We start from the raw sequence: 16,674 nt of genomic DNA on the forward strand, positions 1-16,674 counted from the left end.
TTGTTTGCTGAGGCTTTGTGTTTGCCCTGTTAAATTTCGCTGTCTTGGCTTCCTTCCTTCAGGGGCGTATTTTTAGACGGCTGGGGCTCTACCGTTTGTCCTTCCAAGGCTTGCAGTCGCTTTTGTTCTTTTCTACGATAGCCCAGAACCAATAAACAAGGCGTTAAAATAAGCGTTAATGGCGTTGCAAAGGTGAGGCCTCCGGCGATGGCAGTGGATAATTGCGTCCACCATTGGGCCGATGGCGCGCCAATACTGAAGGATTGATGAATTAGGTCGATATTGAGCTGAAACACCATGGGGACAAGCCCAAGAATAGTGGTAATGGTGGTTAACATAACCGGTCTTAATCGTTGAACGCCTGTTCTGATGGCCGCTTCGCGAACCATCATGCCTTGCTTGCGCAAACCATTGAAAGTATCGATTAGAACGATATTGTTGTTAACAACAATCCCTGCCAAAGCGATAACACCGACACCACTCATTACAATGCCGAACGGTTGCCCTTTGACCATAAGTCCAATGAATACACCCATGGTCGAAAAGATTACCGCGCTCAGGATTAATAAACATTGGAAAAAGTTATTAAACTGAGTCACCAAAATGATCGCCATGATGAAAAACGCAACACCAAATGCCTTGATCAAAAAAGCCATGGATTTTTGCTGGTCTTCAGTGTTGCCCCGAAACTCATAGCTGACGGATTTATCTATACCGGCGGCATCTAGTTTTACTTTGATGGCTTTAATTACTTCATCAACCACTAAGCCGTCTTTCACGTCGGCATCGATTTTAATGGTTTTCTTTCCATCGGTTCTATTTATCACACCTTGCTTAGGTGCGGCATATCGATGAATGAAGTTGCTGGCTGGAATACTGCCTTGATTCGTTGGAATCTGTAGCTGATCCAGTTGATCTAGACTACGTTGATTCACTGGATAGCGTAAAACGATATCAATTTTGTCATCAGCCCCTTCTGGTAAAAAGTCACTTAAAGTTATACCTGTGGTAACCAGTTTGATAACATTACCAAGGCTGTTGACGTCGACGCCGTACCGGCTTGCTTCTTCGCGATTAATATCAATACGCCATTCAATGCCAGCGAGAGACCTGTCATCACTGACCGTAATGATTTCATCTCTTAATAAAAGCTGTTTACTAATCTCATCAGCAGCAAGGTTGAGGGCTTCAGAATAGTTTGAACTAAGCTGTAGCTGAATGTCTGCACCTGATTGGGGGCCGCCTTGTTCTTTTTCTGCGCTGATTTCGATGCCAGGGATTTGTTTCGTTCTTTCCCTTATTTGGTCCAATATGACGCCAGCGGATTCTCGTTTGTACCAATCAGTAAATTCCATGGTAATAGAGCCGATGCTATCAGGTGCGGCATTGTTGCCTGGTGTGGCATATGTTGTTGCAACAACACTTTTTAGTGCTGGTGTACCAATAACTTGCTCTTCTACCTGTCTCACTAATGCGTCTTTTTCTTCTAAAGATAGATCGCCGCGGGCACGTATATCTAGGTTAGCTGATTCAGGTTCGATATTAGGAAAAAATTCAACGCCTTTACCAAACTTGCCATAGCTGGCAAAAATAGTGAAGAGTAACACTATTGTGAACAATAGCACCCAAACTGGGTACTCCACTAAACGAGTCAGCATTCTGCCATAGAAGCCTGTTGGACCAGTAAGTTCGGACAAATCACCTGTTTCTGTGATGCGCAGTGCGCGCATGGTTTTTTCTGTATAGGCACCTTTTTTACCAATGATAGAGCCGATGGTCGGTAATACTATTAGCGCCATGACTAAAGACGAAGCCAGTGTCGCTATGATGGTAATAGGCATGAAGCGCATAAATTCTCCGACTATGTCGGGCCAGAAAAGTAATGGCATGAATACCGCTAATGTGGTCGCTGTAGAGGCTGTGATAGGCCATGCCATACGTTTTGCGGCCTCACTATAGGCTTGTCGCTTGGATGCGCCTTCAGCTAGTTTTCGATCGGCATACTCAGTCACAACAATGGCCCCGTCAACGAGCATGCCAACACTGAGAATTAAGGCAAAAAGCACAACCATGTTGATGGTGTAACCTTGCAAATCGAGTATTAAAATACCAGATAGAAAGGCCCCAGGAATGGCTAGGCCGACTAAAAAAGCACTTCGCACTCCAAGAGCCCATACAATAACGATCATTACTAGCAGGGTGGCCGCGAGAACGTTATTAAATAAGTCGTTTAGAGAGGTCTCGATGTCTGTGGATTTATCACCAGTTAAGTTGTATTCGATGCCATCTGGCCATTGTTCGCTTTCACTCTTAACCGCTGCTTTTACCGCTTCAATGGTGTTAATGATATTGACGCCAACACGCTTAGAGACTGCAAGCGTAATGCTACGTTTGCCTTCGACTCTGGCGTAACTTGTTGGGTCTTCAAAAGTCAGTTCGCCAGTAGCTATGTCTCCTAATAAGACAACTTGATCTCCGTCAACTTTGATTGGAAGGTTAAGAATATCTTCCTTGGTTTTCAGTAGACCGGGAACCTTCAGTGAAAAACGTCCAGCCCCAGTGTCTAAATTCCCAGCGGCCACCAATCTATTGTTGCCAGAAACGAAGTTGGCGACATCTGATAAGGACAAATTATAGGATTCAAGCTGTTCGGGACGAATAATAATCTGAGCTTCTTGGTCACGGTCACCACTGATCTTAGCTTCTAGTACACCATCAATTGCTTCAATAGAATCTTGTAAGTTTTTTGCCGTACGACTCAGTGTCGCGAAACTGACATTACCCGATAAATTGACACGTAATACTGGGAAGGTGGAAAGGTTGATTTCTGTGACAGTCGGTTCATCGGCATCATCAGGTAATTCGCTTTTGGCTCTATCTACCTTATCTTTAGCATCGCTAATGGCTTGGTCAATATCGACGCCAGACTCAAACTCCAGCATGATTGATGCATGGCCTTCTGAGGCTGTAGATTTGAGTTCTTTTAACCCTTCTAAGCCTTTTAATTCTTTTTCCAGAGGGTGAACTAATAAACTGTCTGCGTCTTCAGGCGAGATGCCTTCCAGCGATACTGATACATAGGCCATCGGTATGGTGATATCAGGATCACTTTCCTTGGCAATTTCGATGTAAGAAACCGTACCCATAATAAGTATGAGGACGAAAAACATCATTACAGTACGAGAGCGAGCTAAGGCCGCCTCAATCAATGTTTGCATATTGGGCCTCCTTAGTTTTGGTAATGGGCTTCGACTTTATCGCCCGCAGACACAAAGCCCTGTCCGACGGTGATAATGTTCACGTTGTCGGGGAGGCCGCGAACCCAAACTTGGTCGCGTTCTGATTTAATGATTTCGACAGTTGATACAACAACCGTATTGTCTATACTGATGGTTTTTATGGCTGTTCTGCCTGAGTCATCTAAGGTAAGAAGCGCTGGAGAGAAGGCATGAGCTCTTTGTTCATCTAAAACGAAATCTACAGCAGCCGTTAAACCTGCAGGAATAGCATTATCTGGATTGTCTACTTGCATCTCGACACTGATGGTGCGGCTGGATTCGTTAGCCGTGGTACTGATATAGGAAACAAAACCTTGTGCTTCATAGCCAGATTCGAGACGGATATTACCTTGGGTGCCTAGCTTTATAAACTGGATTTTATTTTGTGGAATATTCACGCTAACTTTAATTGGATTCACAGAAACTAAGGTGCCGATAGCCGCGCCAGCCGCTAATACTTGACCTTCTTGTACGTTCAATGTGTTCAATATGCCAGAAAAGGGCGCTGTTACATTCGCATTTTCTAAATCAATCAATAGGGCTTCTTTGGTCGCTTTTGCCGAGGCTAGATCCGTTTCGGCTTGGGCTAAATTGACTTTCGATGTGAAATTGCCTGCATTTAGTTTTCTGATGCCATCAAGTTCAAGTTGTTTCTGCTTTATTAGTAGCCCAGCTTGTTCTATTTGTGCTTTTAAGGTTCGAGTATCAACTTGCAGGATTGAGCTGCCTTTTTTTATAAAACGACCTTTTTCGACGGGGAGCTTCGTAATTCGGCCTGGGTATGTGTTTATAAGTTGAAGTGTTTCATCAGCCAAGGTTTTTCCACTTAACGGCAAATGCATTTCAATCGTTTTGGTGATAAGGGTTTTGGCTTGAACTGGGTAAGCTAGCTTACTTTCTGTTGACTGTGAAGAAACAGTATTCTCATTTGGGGTTTTTCCTGTTGGGCTAACCGTAACTCCATTGCCTCCTGCAATCATCCAAGTTACGGTTGCGACGGCAACGACCACTGCTGTTATTGGCCCTACCTTGCTTTTAAGCTCCATTTGACACTCCGTGAAATATAAAAATTATCATTATGTGGGGTTAGTATATGCGTAAATAATAAGGAAGAAAGCGTTTTAGATTAAATCTTGCGCAGACAATAGCAATATTACACCCTCATTTTATGATCAAAGTTGCTAAAAATATTTTTAACCAACAAAAAACTGTTTCTTTTTAATCGCTAGTCTCGTCTATTTGCTGAACCTTCGGTTAGAAGGATGATACTATACCGCCACAAAATTTTTACTTTATATGGATAGATATGAGTCTATTGTCGTTAGAACAGATCAGTGTTGCTTTTGGGCATAATCCACTGCTGTCAAAAATCAGTTTTTCAGCCGAAGCTGGAGAGCGTGTTGCAATTATCGGTCGCAATGGTGCGGGTAAATCGACACTGTTAAAAGTCATTTCAGGCGAACAAGTTGCCGATGAAGGCGTTGTTCGCTTAGAAGGAGGCATGACTATTGGTCAGCTTCCACAAGAATTGCCTGATGCGAATGAAAAAACCGTTCGTGAAGTGGTCAGTGAGGGCGCCGGTGAAGCGCATTCGTTAATGACTCGCTACTTCAAGTTATTAGAAGATTTCGAGAATGATCACGCCAATGAATTAAGTGATATTCAGACTGAATTAGATCGAATTCAAGGCTGGGATTTAGAGCAACGTGTGAATCACATGATTCAGCGTTTGGCCTTGCCTGCTGATAAGCTGATGTCTGAATTGTCTGGTGGTTGGCGTCGTCGCGTTATCTTAGCGCAGGCACTAATTTCTAACCCAGATGTCTTGCTACTAGACGAGCCGACTAACCATTTGGATGTACCAACAATCGAATGGATGGAGCAACAGCTTCAGCAATTCCGCGGTTTGATCTTATTTATTACCCATGATCGTCGTTTCCTAGAGAAATTGGCTAACCGTATCATTGAACTAGATCGCGGTAATCTTATTTCCTTCAGCGGCAACATCACCGCTTTCCTTGCTTTTAAAGAGAAGATGCTCGAAGAAGAAGAGCGTGCAAACGCCTTGTTCGATAAGCGCCTTGCAGAAGAAGAAGTCTGGATCCGCCAAGGTATTAAAGCACGTCGTACCCGTAATGAAGGTCGAGTTCGTGCTTTGAAAGCCTTACGTGAAGAACGTTCTGAACGTATTAATCGCCAAGGCAATGCCAAAATGGCGATTGAGACCAAAGATAAGTCTGGCAAGCTGGTAGCTGAATTCACCCAAGTTGGTCATTCATTTGAAGACAAAGTGATTCTGCAACCAATGGACTTCGTGGTAAACCGTGGAGACAGAATCGGTCTGATTGGGCCAAATGGTTGCGGTAAAAGTACCTTCCTTAAAATTCTATTAGGGGATCTTGAGCCTGAAACCGGATTGGTGCGTCAAGGTACGAAACTTAACGTAGCGTATTTCGATCAGCTGCGTGAGCAACTAGATCCAGAACAAACGGTTGCGGAAAACGTTGGTGAAGGTAAAGACGTTATTGAAATCAACGGTCAGAACAAACATGTTATTGGCTATCTTGGTGATTTCCTTTTCCCGCCTGAGCGCGCCCGTACTCCAGTAAAAGCATTGTCTGGTGGTGAGCGAAATCGTGTATTGCTAGCGAAGTTATTCACTCGCCCAGCCAATCTATTAATCATGGATGAGCCAACCAACGACCTTGATGTGGAAACCTTAGAGCTGCTTGAAGAGCTTCTAATGAGCTACGATGGCACCTTGTTATTGGTAAGCCATGACCGTGCTTTTCTAGATAACGTGGTCACCAGCGTAATTGCTTTTGAAGGTGAAGGCCGAGTGAAAGAATACGTTGGTGGATATCAAGACTGGATTCGTCAAGGTGGTAAATTCCCAACAGAATCTACATCGCAAACTGACGACATACCAACTAAAAAAGAAAAAGCCAAAGCAGACGCAAAAAAAGTCGAAGAGGATAAAAAAACCTCTGTGCAGGCGAAACCAAAAGCGAAGCTAAGCTATAAAATGCAGCGCGAATTTGACAATATGCCTGCGACCATCGCGAAGTTGGAAGAAGAGATCGCCGCGTTGCATGTCACCACTAGCGCGCCAGAGTTTTATACCGAGGATGCGGATAAGGTTCAGAAAACTTTAGCAAAACTAGCGCATAAAGAAGAAGAGCTTGAAACAACCATGGAGCGTTGGTTAGAGCTTGAAGAAATGCAAAACGGTTAAATTGCGCAAAACGGGTAGATTATGACGAATAAAATTAAACCAGTTTCATTTATACCGCGCTTTTTTGGCGCTTTTGGTCAGTTCTTTAAATACATGGGGAGCGGCGACTATGCCGCTCGCTGTCAAACGGTTGATCAAGGCGAGCAATTTGCCTTCGAAGTCGAGCCTAAAGTCATAACAGAAGAAGTGGAAGTGATTCGTGAAATCGAAGTCGCTGCACCTGTTTTGGATACAGTCAACGCTGACGGAGCGCACCAGTTACTACAACTGTTACAACAAGAAGCGCGCTTTATCGATTTCATCCAAGAAAGCATTGATGATTACAGCGATGCGGATGTGGGGGCGGCGTCTCGCCAAATTCACGCTGGTTGCTCTAAAGTATTGAAGCAACATTTTACCATCGATGTCGTGTCTCTAGATGCTGTGAACAGCGCCGCGGAAAATAGCCGTGTAGAAGTGCCATCTGGTTACGATTCCAAGCAGATCAAGCTTGAAGGTCGAGTGGAGGGTGATGGCCCATACTCTGGCACGCTGATTCATCCTGGTTGGAAAGTGACGGAAACGCGTCTGCCAAAAGTAACCAATACAGAAAGCCTAAATATTCTAGCGCCAGCTGAAATCGAGGTATAACTCATGAGTCAATATTTCATTGGTATCGACCTAGGTACCACGCATTCGGCTGTCTATTATTCGCCATCTAGCCAAATGGCAACCGAATCAGATCAAGTAGGGCGTATTCAACAATTGGCGATTCCGCAGTTTATCGCGGCAGGTCAAGTGGATGCTCGTCCTTTACTTCCTTCTTTTGTGTATTTTCCTCACCAAGGTGAATTTTTAGAGAGCGATTTACAGCTTCCTTGGGGCAAAGCGGATTTTGTTGTCGGACAGCTGGCGCGTGAGTTGGGTGCGAAATCTTCTGGTCGATTGGTACAGAGTGCTAAAAGCTGGTTGTGCCATTCTCGCGTGAGTGCTGATGAAGCGGTATTACCTGTGGATGCGCTTGAAGAAGTAGAAAAAGTGTCTCCAGCGCAGGTGACAGAAACCTTGTTAGCGCATTTGGTTAGTGCATGGGACCATCAATTCCCTGATGCGCCAATTGCCGAGCAAACTCTTGTTATTACCGTGCCGGCATCATTTGATCCCGCTGCTCGTGTTATTACTGAACAAGCCGCTGAGAAAGTCGGTTTGCGTGCTCGTTTGATTGAGGAGCCGTTAGCGGCATTTTATGCCTGGTTAAGTGATCAGCAAAGCTGGGCTGAAAGCCTAGATGTCAATGAGCATATTTTGGTTGTCGACGTGGGTGGTGGTACAACAGATTTATCGTTAATCCAAGCGGTAGAGCAAGATGGAGTGCTTGGTCTAGAGCGTGTTGCTGTGGGTCGTCATATTCTTCTTGGCGGCGACAATATGGATTTGACGCTGACTTACCATTTGGCTGCTCAGCTAGCGCAAAACGGCACTAATCTTGAGCCTTGGCAAATTAGCGGTTTGACCCAAGCTTGCCGAGAAGCAAAAGAACGTTTGTTAACCAATGCGGATTTAGGCGACGTGAGCGTTGTTGTGCCTAGTCGTGGTCGCAGTCTGTTTAATAACAGCATCAAAGCAACCTTGACGCAGAATGATGTGCAACAGCTTTTGATTGATGGCTTTTTTCCACAAGTTCAATTAGGTGATCAAGCTCAAAAAACAGCACGTAGTGGTTTCAGTGCGATTAACTTGGATTACGAAGGTGATCCAGCGATCACTCGTCACATCAGCGAATTCTTAGCTCAGCATGATGTGAAACCAAGCAAGGTGTTGTTAAACGGTGGTGTGTTCAATGCCAGTGTCATTCGCAATACCCTAGAAACCCGTTTGGCTTCTATGCTGGCCGAATCGTTGGGTGGCCGCGAATTAACTATGTTAACGCCGTCTCATTTGGACCATGCGGTTGCTAAAGGCGCGACATATTATGCCCAAGTGCAAGCTGAAGGCGGCGTTAAAGTAAAAAGTGGCCTAGCGGCAAACTACTACATTGGCGTTGCTAGTCCAATGCCAGCGATTCCTGGAATGGCACCTCCTGTGGATGCTATTTGTGTGGCACCATTTGGGTTGGAGGAAGGTTCAGAAGAGCAAATGTTGCCGAACGAGTTTTCTCTTGTGGTTGGCGAAAGTGTGACATTCCGTTTCTTCCAATCGAAAAACAGCAATGTGGAATCGGTAGGTAAGGTCATTGCTTCGTTTTCTGTTCCCCAGCTAAATGAATTGAACCCTTTGTCGGTACGATTAGACGCAGGTCATTATCAAGCTGGCGATATGGTGCGAGTCTATCTGACGGCCCGTGTTACTGAATTGGGGCTGTTGCTGTTACAAGCACACGATACCCAATCAGACCTAAGTTGGACTATTGAGTTTCAAGTCAGGGAGTCTTAATACATGGCGCAGACGGCTTTTCCTTCTACTTATCGCGTAGGCATTGATTTGGGGACAACCAATTGTGTTGTCTCTTATATACCAGTATCAAATGATTCGAATGTAAATGCGCCAGAATTATTGCCCATTCCGCAAGTGATGGCGGATGGTTCTGTGCAAGAGCTTGCGTATTTGCCCAGTGCTATTTATGTATTGGCCTCCGATGAGGTAGGTAAAATCGATCCGGTTTTGCCTTGGCGCCATCATGATAAAGAGCGCATTGTTGGTGTTGGTGCGTTGGCATTAGGCCAGCGTCGAGCCGGACAATTGATACAAAGCGCGAAAAGTTGGTTAAGCCATCGTCAGGTTGATAGACGCTCCGCTATTTTGCCTTGGGCGAGTGAGTTCTCAAAGAAACTCAGTCCTCTTGAAGCGAGTAAAGTTCTTTTATTACACATTGAGCAAAGCTGGAATCATCGCTTTGCGGATGCACCGCTAGAGTCGCAATCCATCGCGTTAACCTTGCCAGCCTCTTTTGATGAAGAGGCGCGAGCTTTGACACTAGAAGCGGCGAAGTTGGCAGGTTTACAGGATTTATATCTGCTTGAAGAGCCGCAGGCGGCCTGTTACCACTACATCAGTGATGACGAAAAGCTCGCTGCGTTAGCGAATAAAAAGATGCTTTTGGTTGTCGACATCGGCGGTGGCACCAGTGATTTTAGTTTGGTGGCGATCAAGTCTGCGCCTTCAAACAGCAGTGTATCTCTGAAGCGTGTTGCCGTAGGTGAGCATTTATTGCTGGGTGGCGATAATCTAGATCAAGCCTTGGCGTTTCAGTTAGATCCAAAACAAATTTCTGCCTTGTCAGCTACGCGCTTAGCGGCATTGGTTCAACAAACTCGTCAGGCAAAAGAAACTTTGTTAGGTGAAGGCGCTCCAGAATCCCTAAGTATTACGGTGCTTGGCGGTGGTAGTCGTTTAATTGGCGGCTCACAAAAGTTTGATGTTTCCAGAGATGCTTTGTTAGAACAAATTCACAATGGCTTTTTTCCTATGGTGAATAGCGATGACAAGGTGCAAAAGAGCGATTACGCCATGCACACCTTGGGCTTGCCTTACGAATCTGATCCCGCTTTTACACGTCATTTAGCGGCGTTTTTGCAGCAGCATAAAACTGTAATTGAAGCAGCAACAGGCTCGCCTATGCCTGATGCGGTGTTGTTTAATGGTGGTTTATTTAATAGTCCGATATTGAAGTCGCGTTTGTTAGAGCAGCTCAATACTTGGTCTTCTGAGCCAATTTTGGCTTGTAGTGCAGACGAACCCAACGACGCGGTTGCCAAAGGCGCGGCCATGTATTTGAACGCTTTAGCAGGCGAAAGTACACGCATTGAAAGTGGCGTGGCACACAGTTTGTATTTGAAGCTTGGCGAAGATCAATTCGTCGGTATCTTGCCAAAAGACACCTTGAAAGGTGAGATTATCCGCTTGGAACAAGAGTTCTTTGTGACTCTGGGCCAGCAAGTTCAGTTCCCCTTATATCGATCAGATGACCATATTGATTGTGTCGTCGGTAACGTTTGTGATCAAAATGGATTGCATTACATTTCAACCTTGATGACAGAGCTAGATGGCTCCATCGAATCCCAAGAAACCGCGGTAACACTATCGGTGCAAATGACCGAGGTTGGTGTGTTGCAAGTGGTGTTAAACGCCAATAATCAGAAAGACCAGTGGCGTTTGGATTTCTCTACCCATGTGGGTTCCTCACAAGAGACTGAGCAAGCTGATGAAAGTGGTTTGCTGCATGCCAATATGGGGCAAGCTGAAGAGCATTTAGCTAAGTGTTTTTCCAGTGCGGGTCAAAAACAAAATCCTGACTTAGTGAAATCGCTTAAACAGGATTTGGACCAGTTGTTAGGCAATCGAGATGATTGGAATCTTGCCACCTCACGACGTTTGGTGGATAAACTGTTAAGTGTAAAATCGGGTCGAACCAAAAGCGCCCAGCATGAGCGACAATGGTTGCAGCTCATGGGCTATTGTTTACGCCCAGGGTTTGGTGCCGCGGATGATTTGGCACGGGTTCAACAAGTCGTTAATACCACTAAAGCAGGCGCTCAGTTTGATACAGCACCCGTATGGGGGCAATATTGGACCTTATATCGTCGTATTGCTGGTGGCTTATCGGTGGAACAACAAGCGCATTTGTTTAAACAGTTTAGCCAATACTATTCCCCAACAGGGCAGCGTTCTCGTGACAAGATGAAAGCACTGACGACTAAATCCAGTGACGATTTAATTCGTTTGGTTGGTGCGTTAGAGAGTTTGTCTAATGAAGATAAAACCACCGCAATAGATTGGTTACTAAAGCGTTTGCAGAAAACCTCTGAGCCAGACACCGCTTGGTGGACAATAGGGCGCATAGCTTCTCGTCATCTTTTATCTGGCAAGCAAGAGCAGAGAATTGCTGAGGATAAACTTTTTCCGATTCTAGAGACGGTTCTCAAGGAAGATTGGAAGAAGCGTAAGCAAGCAGGGTTGGCCGCTGTTTTAATGAGCCAAGTCAGCCTTGGTGAAACTGACAAAATGAGCGTTATGCGCAAAAAAGTCGCTAATAAACTCAAAAAAGATAAATGCCCCGCCCAATGGTTAGAACGTTTGGAAAGCCAAATCGAGATTAACAGCGATGAACTAAACGCCTTGGTCGGTGAGAGCTTACCGCTGGGTTTACGTTTGTGATTTGGAGGCAAAATAGGTCTATGAAGTATCTGTTTTGCCTTTGTATGTATTTAGTTTCTAACTCGCTTCATATTAATGAGAATAGGACTGCCAGTCATTGGGTCCGGAATTAAGTCGCATTCAACACCATATAATTCACGTACCAGCTCTTTTGTCATTACCTCTTTTGGACTGCCTTGGGTGATGATTTCACCTTTTTTCATAGCAATAATATGATCTGAATAACGGCAAGCACTGGGCAAATCATGAACCACCATTGCGAGGGTTTTACCTTGTTTGGATAAATGTCGTATCAATTCAAACACTTCAATCTGATGCCCCAAGTCCAGTGCCGATGTAGGCTCATCCAACAAAAGTAATGGCGTTTCTTGGGCAATCGACATGGCTATCCAAGCGCGTTGGCGCTGTCCGCCTGAGAGTGTGTCTAACAATCGATCTTTGAGCCCTTCTAAATCTGCGGCGTTTAAGGCGTAATTAATAGCTTGCTGGTCATCCATTGCCCATTGTTTTAATAAGCTTTGGTGAGGGTGGCGACCAAAACGAATAAGTTCTTCGATTGTAATGCCGTCAGGTGCGAGTGTGTCTTGTGGCAAGAGGGCGAGCTGCCTCGCGACTTCTTTAGAAGGGAGTGTGTGAATGTCTTTACCGTCTAGTAGTACTACACCAGAGCTTGGTGAGTGAACACGAGACAAGCCATTCAGCAATGTTGATTTACCGCAGCCATTTGGTCCCACAATAGCGGTTACCTTTCCTTCTGGTAGCGAAACATCTAGGTTTTCAATGATGCTAGTTTTGCCGTGTTTTAAGGTTAGCTTTTCTGCACCTAGGCGTGCCAAGGATGTTTTGTAAGTATTTTCTTTAGGTGTCTGTGTAAATTGTAGAGACGTAGCCGTCATAGTGAAGTCCTTGAAGTGCGTCGAACAAGTATCCAAATTAAGTAAGGGCCGCCAACAACGGCAGTGACTATACCAACAGGTAGTTCTATTGGGGATAATACAGTTCGACCAAAGAGGTCAGCGATTATCATTACTAAGGCGCCAGTCAGTGCAGAGCTTATTAATGGAATACCACGATAGCGTGCCAGAACTCGTGCAATTTCAGGGCCGATTAAGGCGACTAAACCAACAGGACCAGCCACGGCAACGGCAAGACCTGTTAGTGTGATACATAAGACTAATGCAATGATTCGAATGGATTTTATATTGGCCCCAAGGCCTGTGATCACTTGGTCAGAGAAGGGCATCAAGGCAAACTGAGAGGCGAAAAGTAAGCAAGCAACTAAGCAAACGCCTAGACCAATGCCTAATACCTTTACCATCATAGGATCGCGAGCGCTTAAACTGCCGACCGTCCAAGGGTAAGCGCTGTTTGCTACATCTATACTGACTTGGCTTAAGAGTAATTGTGTTATCGCACCCGCAATGGCACCAATACCGATACCCGCAACGATGAAACGATATCCTCGTGTGCCACTTCCACCTGCTAAACCAAACGCCAAGGCGGTTGCCGTTGCTGCACCCGCTAATGCCATCACGGAAGGTGCGAGAGAAATTCCCATACCAACCACCGAAGACACAGCGAATGCCATAGCGGCGTTATCTATACCGATAATGCCTGGTGTCGCAAGCCGATTTCTTGCCATGGTTTGCATTAAACAGCCAGCCAAACTGAAAGCGGCGCCAGTGAATAGAGCGGCTAATAAACGGGGTAAACGTAAATCTTGCACTATGAATTGGCTCATTGAGCTGCCATGACCAAATAAAACGGCAATGACTTCTTTTGGTGAAATAGGCATGGTGCCAATACCAAGGGTTGCGATACAAGCGATAGCCAACAAGGTTAACAGCCAAGCGTTGCGTATTATTGCGGGCTTCTCTATCAATAAAATTGCATTTCGGCCTAAAGGCAATAGGCAGTGACCGCTTGGTGCAGATGTAACTTCTTCATCATTAGGAAGCGAGAGGCTTTGATTTATCATAATGTCGGCATTCTTCGTGAGCGCACAATCAATAAAAGTACTGGGGCGCCGATAATGGCGGTTAGTACGCCTAGCGGCATTTCGGCTGGTTGTGCAACAAGGCGTGATACAACGTCTGCGGCAATAACAATAATCGGCCCGAGTGGTAAACATAACCACAAAGTACGACGAATATCGGGGCCCACTAAAGCACGAGCAGCGAAGGGAACCACTAGGCCAATAAAAGCAACGGGACCAGCAATCGCGGTGGCACCACCAACGAGTAAAGCAACGGCTACAATGACAACAGCGCGGATACGTTGCGGTTTGTGTCCCAAGCCAATGGCAACTCGCTCACCTAGTGCTAATGACGCAAGCGGCTTTGCTGCGTATAAGATACAAAGCCCAGCAATCAACATGGAAGGTAATAGTGAGAACAGAGTGTTGGTATCTCTGCCTGCAACGCTACCGGTTACCCAAAAGCGAATTTCATCGGCGGCTCTTTGGTCAAACAGTAATAATAGAGAGGTCACTGCAAGTAACAGGCTTGAAAGTGCTGCACCGGCCAGTACTAGTCGAATGGGGTCGTTTTGTTGTCCTTGCATGCGAGCGACGCTAAGCACACAAATGCAGCCTATCAAGGCGCCAAGTTGAGCAATACCAACGGTTAATGTCGCCGTACTTGCACCTAGTACCAAGGTAATGGCAACGGCAAAAGAGCTTCCCGCACTGACGCCAAGCAAACCAGGCTCTGCCAATGGGTTACGAGCAACAGCTTGCATAAGCGCGCCAGCAATTCCCAATGTTAGACCGACAAATAAACCAACAAGTGTTCTGTTTGCGCGTAAATGAAATACGGTGAATTGGTCGTCTGCAGAACCATTGCCTAATAAGGTTTGAAAGGAAGCTTGAAGGCTTAAGCCGCCAGCACCAAATAATAAGCTACAGAAACAGCAAAGTGCCAGCACTAAGAGTGCTGGCACAAACAAGCTAAATAGTGGACGCTGTGCAGGAGGTATGTGAAACCAACTAATCATTTAGAGTAGATATCTTATTATTTAATTTTTTGGTCAAACACTGTTTGAATGTCATCAAGAATGGCATGTGCGGCAAGTGGGCCAGCGGCGCTTGTCCAAAGTTGTCCATTTACTGCGATAACCTTGTCTTCTTTTACCACATTAAGGCGAGAGAAAGACGGCGATGTTTTAGCTGCTTCCAAAGCATCTTTACCTTCACTATTTAGTGTTGCCAAGAATAACCAAGCACTATCAACTTTAGTTAAGTTTTCTAAACTAAGAGGGCTACTATGTGGGCGGCCTTCTTTGATAACACCAGCATCATTAATGATGAATCCGGTCGCAGCAAGCACATCGGTAGAGAAAATCTGCGAAGACATCACAATAGGGCCTTGGGGCATCCAGCGAGCTAAAGTTGCTGAACGTTCGTTTTTAGAAAGTCTATTGGTAATGACTTCTTTTAATGCATTTTCACGATCTTTTATGTCGCTTAGGATTTCATCCATTTGATCGCTTTTGTTTAACGCTTGAGCATAGACTTTAGCAACACTGATCCAGCTGTCAGAAACCATTCCAGGTGAAATAGGAACAACGGTCGGAGCGATTTTCGATAAAATATTGTATTGATCCTGAGGCAAATACGCCGATGCTAAAATCAAATCTGGACGTTGAGCTGCGATAGCTTCTAAGTTGTTTTGACGAGAGGTGCCAACCATATTAACGCCACTAGTGCGTTCTTGAATGTATTCAGCGACAGAATCGCCACCACGGGTTGCAATTGCGCCTAGAGGTTTTATGCCCAGTGCAATGGCACTGTCTAGGGCATCTTCAGATAGCGTTACTATGCGTTTGACTTCATCGTTCACCTTCACTTCGCCATATTTTGTAGTGACACTGTGTTCGCTGGCAAAGGCACTAACAGAAGCAGAAAGGCAAGCACAGAGTAAGACTTTCTTAATAGAGGGACGATTAAGTAACATAATGGATTCCTTTGAATTGAATATCTACATCAGCTTTTTCTGTGGCGCATTCTTGAAAGTAAGTGATCAAGACTACTAGAAGCGGTTGGTAGGCTAATAAACGATGATAATGATAACGCTTCTTATTAATATTTTTAACTATTTATTTTCAATTAAGCGTAACGAGATGTGCAACGTAACGTTTTACAACATAGTTAATTGTGAGGAGGAGGTAGTTTAAGGGGAAGAACTAAAGGAAAAGCGCTCAATTCACTGAGCGCTTACATATATCAATTATACGTTCTATGGAGAACTAAGTGTCGCAGAGTTGAGTGTGGCTTCTGTATGAAAGCAACAATCAAGTAGCATTCTAGTATAGGGTTCCGACGCATTATGACTAGCAAGATCCTCTGATGATATGGTTTCTACAATATGGCCATTCTGCATAACGGCAACACGATCACAGAGGTAAGACACCACACCTAGATCATGAGTAACCATGAGGTAAGTGAGCCCTTCTTTTTCTTTTAAGTCTTTTAATAAATTTAAGATTTCTGCCTGTACAGAAACGTCCAGCGCTGATGTTGGTTCATCCAATAAAAGGATCTTTGGTTCAAGTATCAGGGCTCTGGCAATAGCAACACGTTGACGTTGGCCTCCAGACAATTGGTGGGGCGAGCGATAACGGTAGCTATCATCCAAACCTACTTTTTTGAGTATGGAGCTAATGCGTTCGTCTCTGTTATCCATTCTATGGATTTTCAAAGGTTCTGCTAATGCTGTCTCAATACTGTGCCTTGGGTGCAATGATCCGTATGGGTCTTGAAAGACCATCTGCATTTCGATACAGCGTTTCTTGTCGAGCTTATGCTGTAGATGTTTTCCATTAACAGACAGTTGGCCTGACCAATGATGGTATTGTCCTGCAAGGCAGCGTAAGACAGTTGTTTTTCCTGAGCCAGACTCTCCGACTAGGCCAAAAGACTCTCCTGTTTGAATCTGAAGAGTAACGTCGTGCAGGATTTTGCTTTCGCTGGCGCCTGTTCCAAAAGATAAGTTGAGTTTGTCTATGTCAATTATGTTCATAACGCTCCCT

Annotated in this window: 11 protein-coding genes; 4 read left to right on the plus strand and 7 right to left on the minus strand. The window is 45.0% G+C overall.

What is annotated here, in order from left to right:
• Positions 1-29: 29 nt before the first annotated feature.
• Complete coding sequence (locus tag AC2A4J_RS10260) at positions 30-3,218, minus strand: efflux RND transporter permease subunit (RefSeq protein ID WP_484175932.1); 3,189 nt, start codon at positions 3,216-3,218, stop codon at positions 30-32.
• An 11-nt stretch (positions 3,219-3,229) separates the two neighbouring features.
• Positions 3,230-4,324 (minus strand): efflux RND transporter periplasmic adaptor subunit, encoded by a 1,095-nt coding sequence (locus tag AC2A4J_RS10265; protein ID WP_255824870.1) that lies wholly within the window; start codon positions 4,322-4,324, stop codon positions 3,230-3,232.
• A 260-nt stretch (positions 4,325-4,584) separates the two neighbouring features.
• On the opposite strand from AC2A4J_RS10265, the gene AC2A4J_RS10270 reads away from it, so the two are divergent.
• The 4 genes from AC2A4J_RS10270 to AC2A4J_RS10285 are packed head-to-tail and all read left to right on the plus strand — an operon-like array spanning position 4,585 to position 11,646.
• On the plus strand, positions 4,585-6,513 hold the full coding sequence (locus AC2A4J_RS10270; protein ID WP_484175933.1) for an ATP-binding cassette domain-containing protein: 1,929 nt from the start codon (positions 4,585-4,587) through the stop codon (positions 6,511-6,513).
• Positions 6,514-6,534: 21 nt separating this feature from the next.
• Positions 6,535-7,143, plus strand: coding sequence for a DUF2760 domain-containing protein (locus AC2A4J_RS10275; protein WP_113915722.1), 609 nt, complete (start codon positions 6,535-6,537; stop codon positions 7,141-7,143).
• A gap of 3 nt (positions 7,144-7,146) precedes the next feature.
• A complete protein-coding gene (locus AC2A4J_RS10280; protein ID WP_484175934.1) occupies positions 7,147-8,925 on the plus strand; it encodes an Hsp70 family protein in 1,779 nt (592 codons plus the stop codon).
• Positions 8,926-8,928: 3 nt separating this feature from the next.
• A complete protein-coding gene (locus AC2A4J_RS10285; RefSeq protein WP_484175935.1) occupies positions 8,929-11,646 on the plus strand; it encodes an Hsp70 family protein in 2,718 nt (905 codons plus the stop codon).
• A 50-nt stretch (positions 11,647-11,696) separates the two neighbouring features.
• On the opposite strand, the gene AC2A4J_RS10290 is transcribed toward AC2A4J_RS10285, so the two are convergent.
• The 5 genes from AC2A4J_RS10290 to AC2A4J_RS10310 form a co-directional block, all read right to left on the minus strand.
• Complete coding sequence (locus AC2A4J_RS10290) at positions 11,697-12,542, minus strand: ABC transporter ATP-binding protein (RefSeq protein ID WP_484175936.1); 846 nt, start codon at positions 12,540-12,542, stop codon at positions 11,697-11,699.
• Positions 12,539-13,624, minus strand: coding sequence for a FecCD family ABC transporter permease (locus AC2A4J_RS10295; RefSeq protein ID WP_484175937.1), 1,086 nt, complete (start codon positions 13,622-13,624; stop codon positions 12,539-12,541). The genes AC2A4J_RS10290 and AC2A4J_RS10295 overlap by 4 nt, the downstream gene beginning before the upstream one ends.
• A complete protein-coding gene (locus tag AC2A4J_RS10300) occupies positions 13,621-14,640 on the minus strand; it encodes a FecCD family ABC transporter permease (protein ID WP_484175938.1) in 1,020 nt (339 codons plus the stop codon). Before AC2A4J_RS10300 ends, AC2A4J_RS10295 begins: the two co-directional genes overlap by 4 nt.
• A gap of 17 nt (positions 14,641-14,657) precedes the next feature.
• Positions 14,658-15,599, minus strand: coding sequence for an ABC transporter substrate-binding protein (locus AC2A4J_RS10305; RefSeq protein ID WP_484175939.1), 942 nt, complete (start codon positions 15,597-15,599; stop codon positions 14,658-14,660).
• Positions 15,600-15,881: 282 nt separating this feature from the next.
• Positions 15,882-16,664: an ABC transporter ATP-binding protein gene (locus AC2A4J_RS10310; RefSeq protein ID WP_255824860.1), complete on the minus strand. Its 783-nt coding sequence runs from the start codon at positions 16,662-16,664 to the stop codon at positions 15,882-15,884.
• Positions 16,665-16,674: the final 10 nt, after the last annotated feature.

This window comes from Marinomonas sp. ATLA20 (assembly GCF_057180105.1).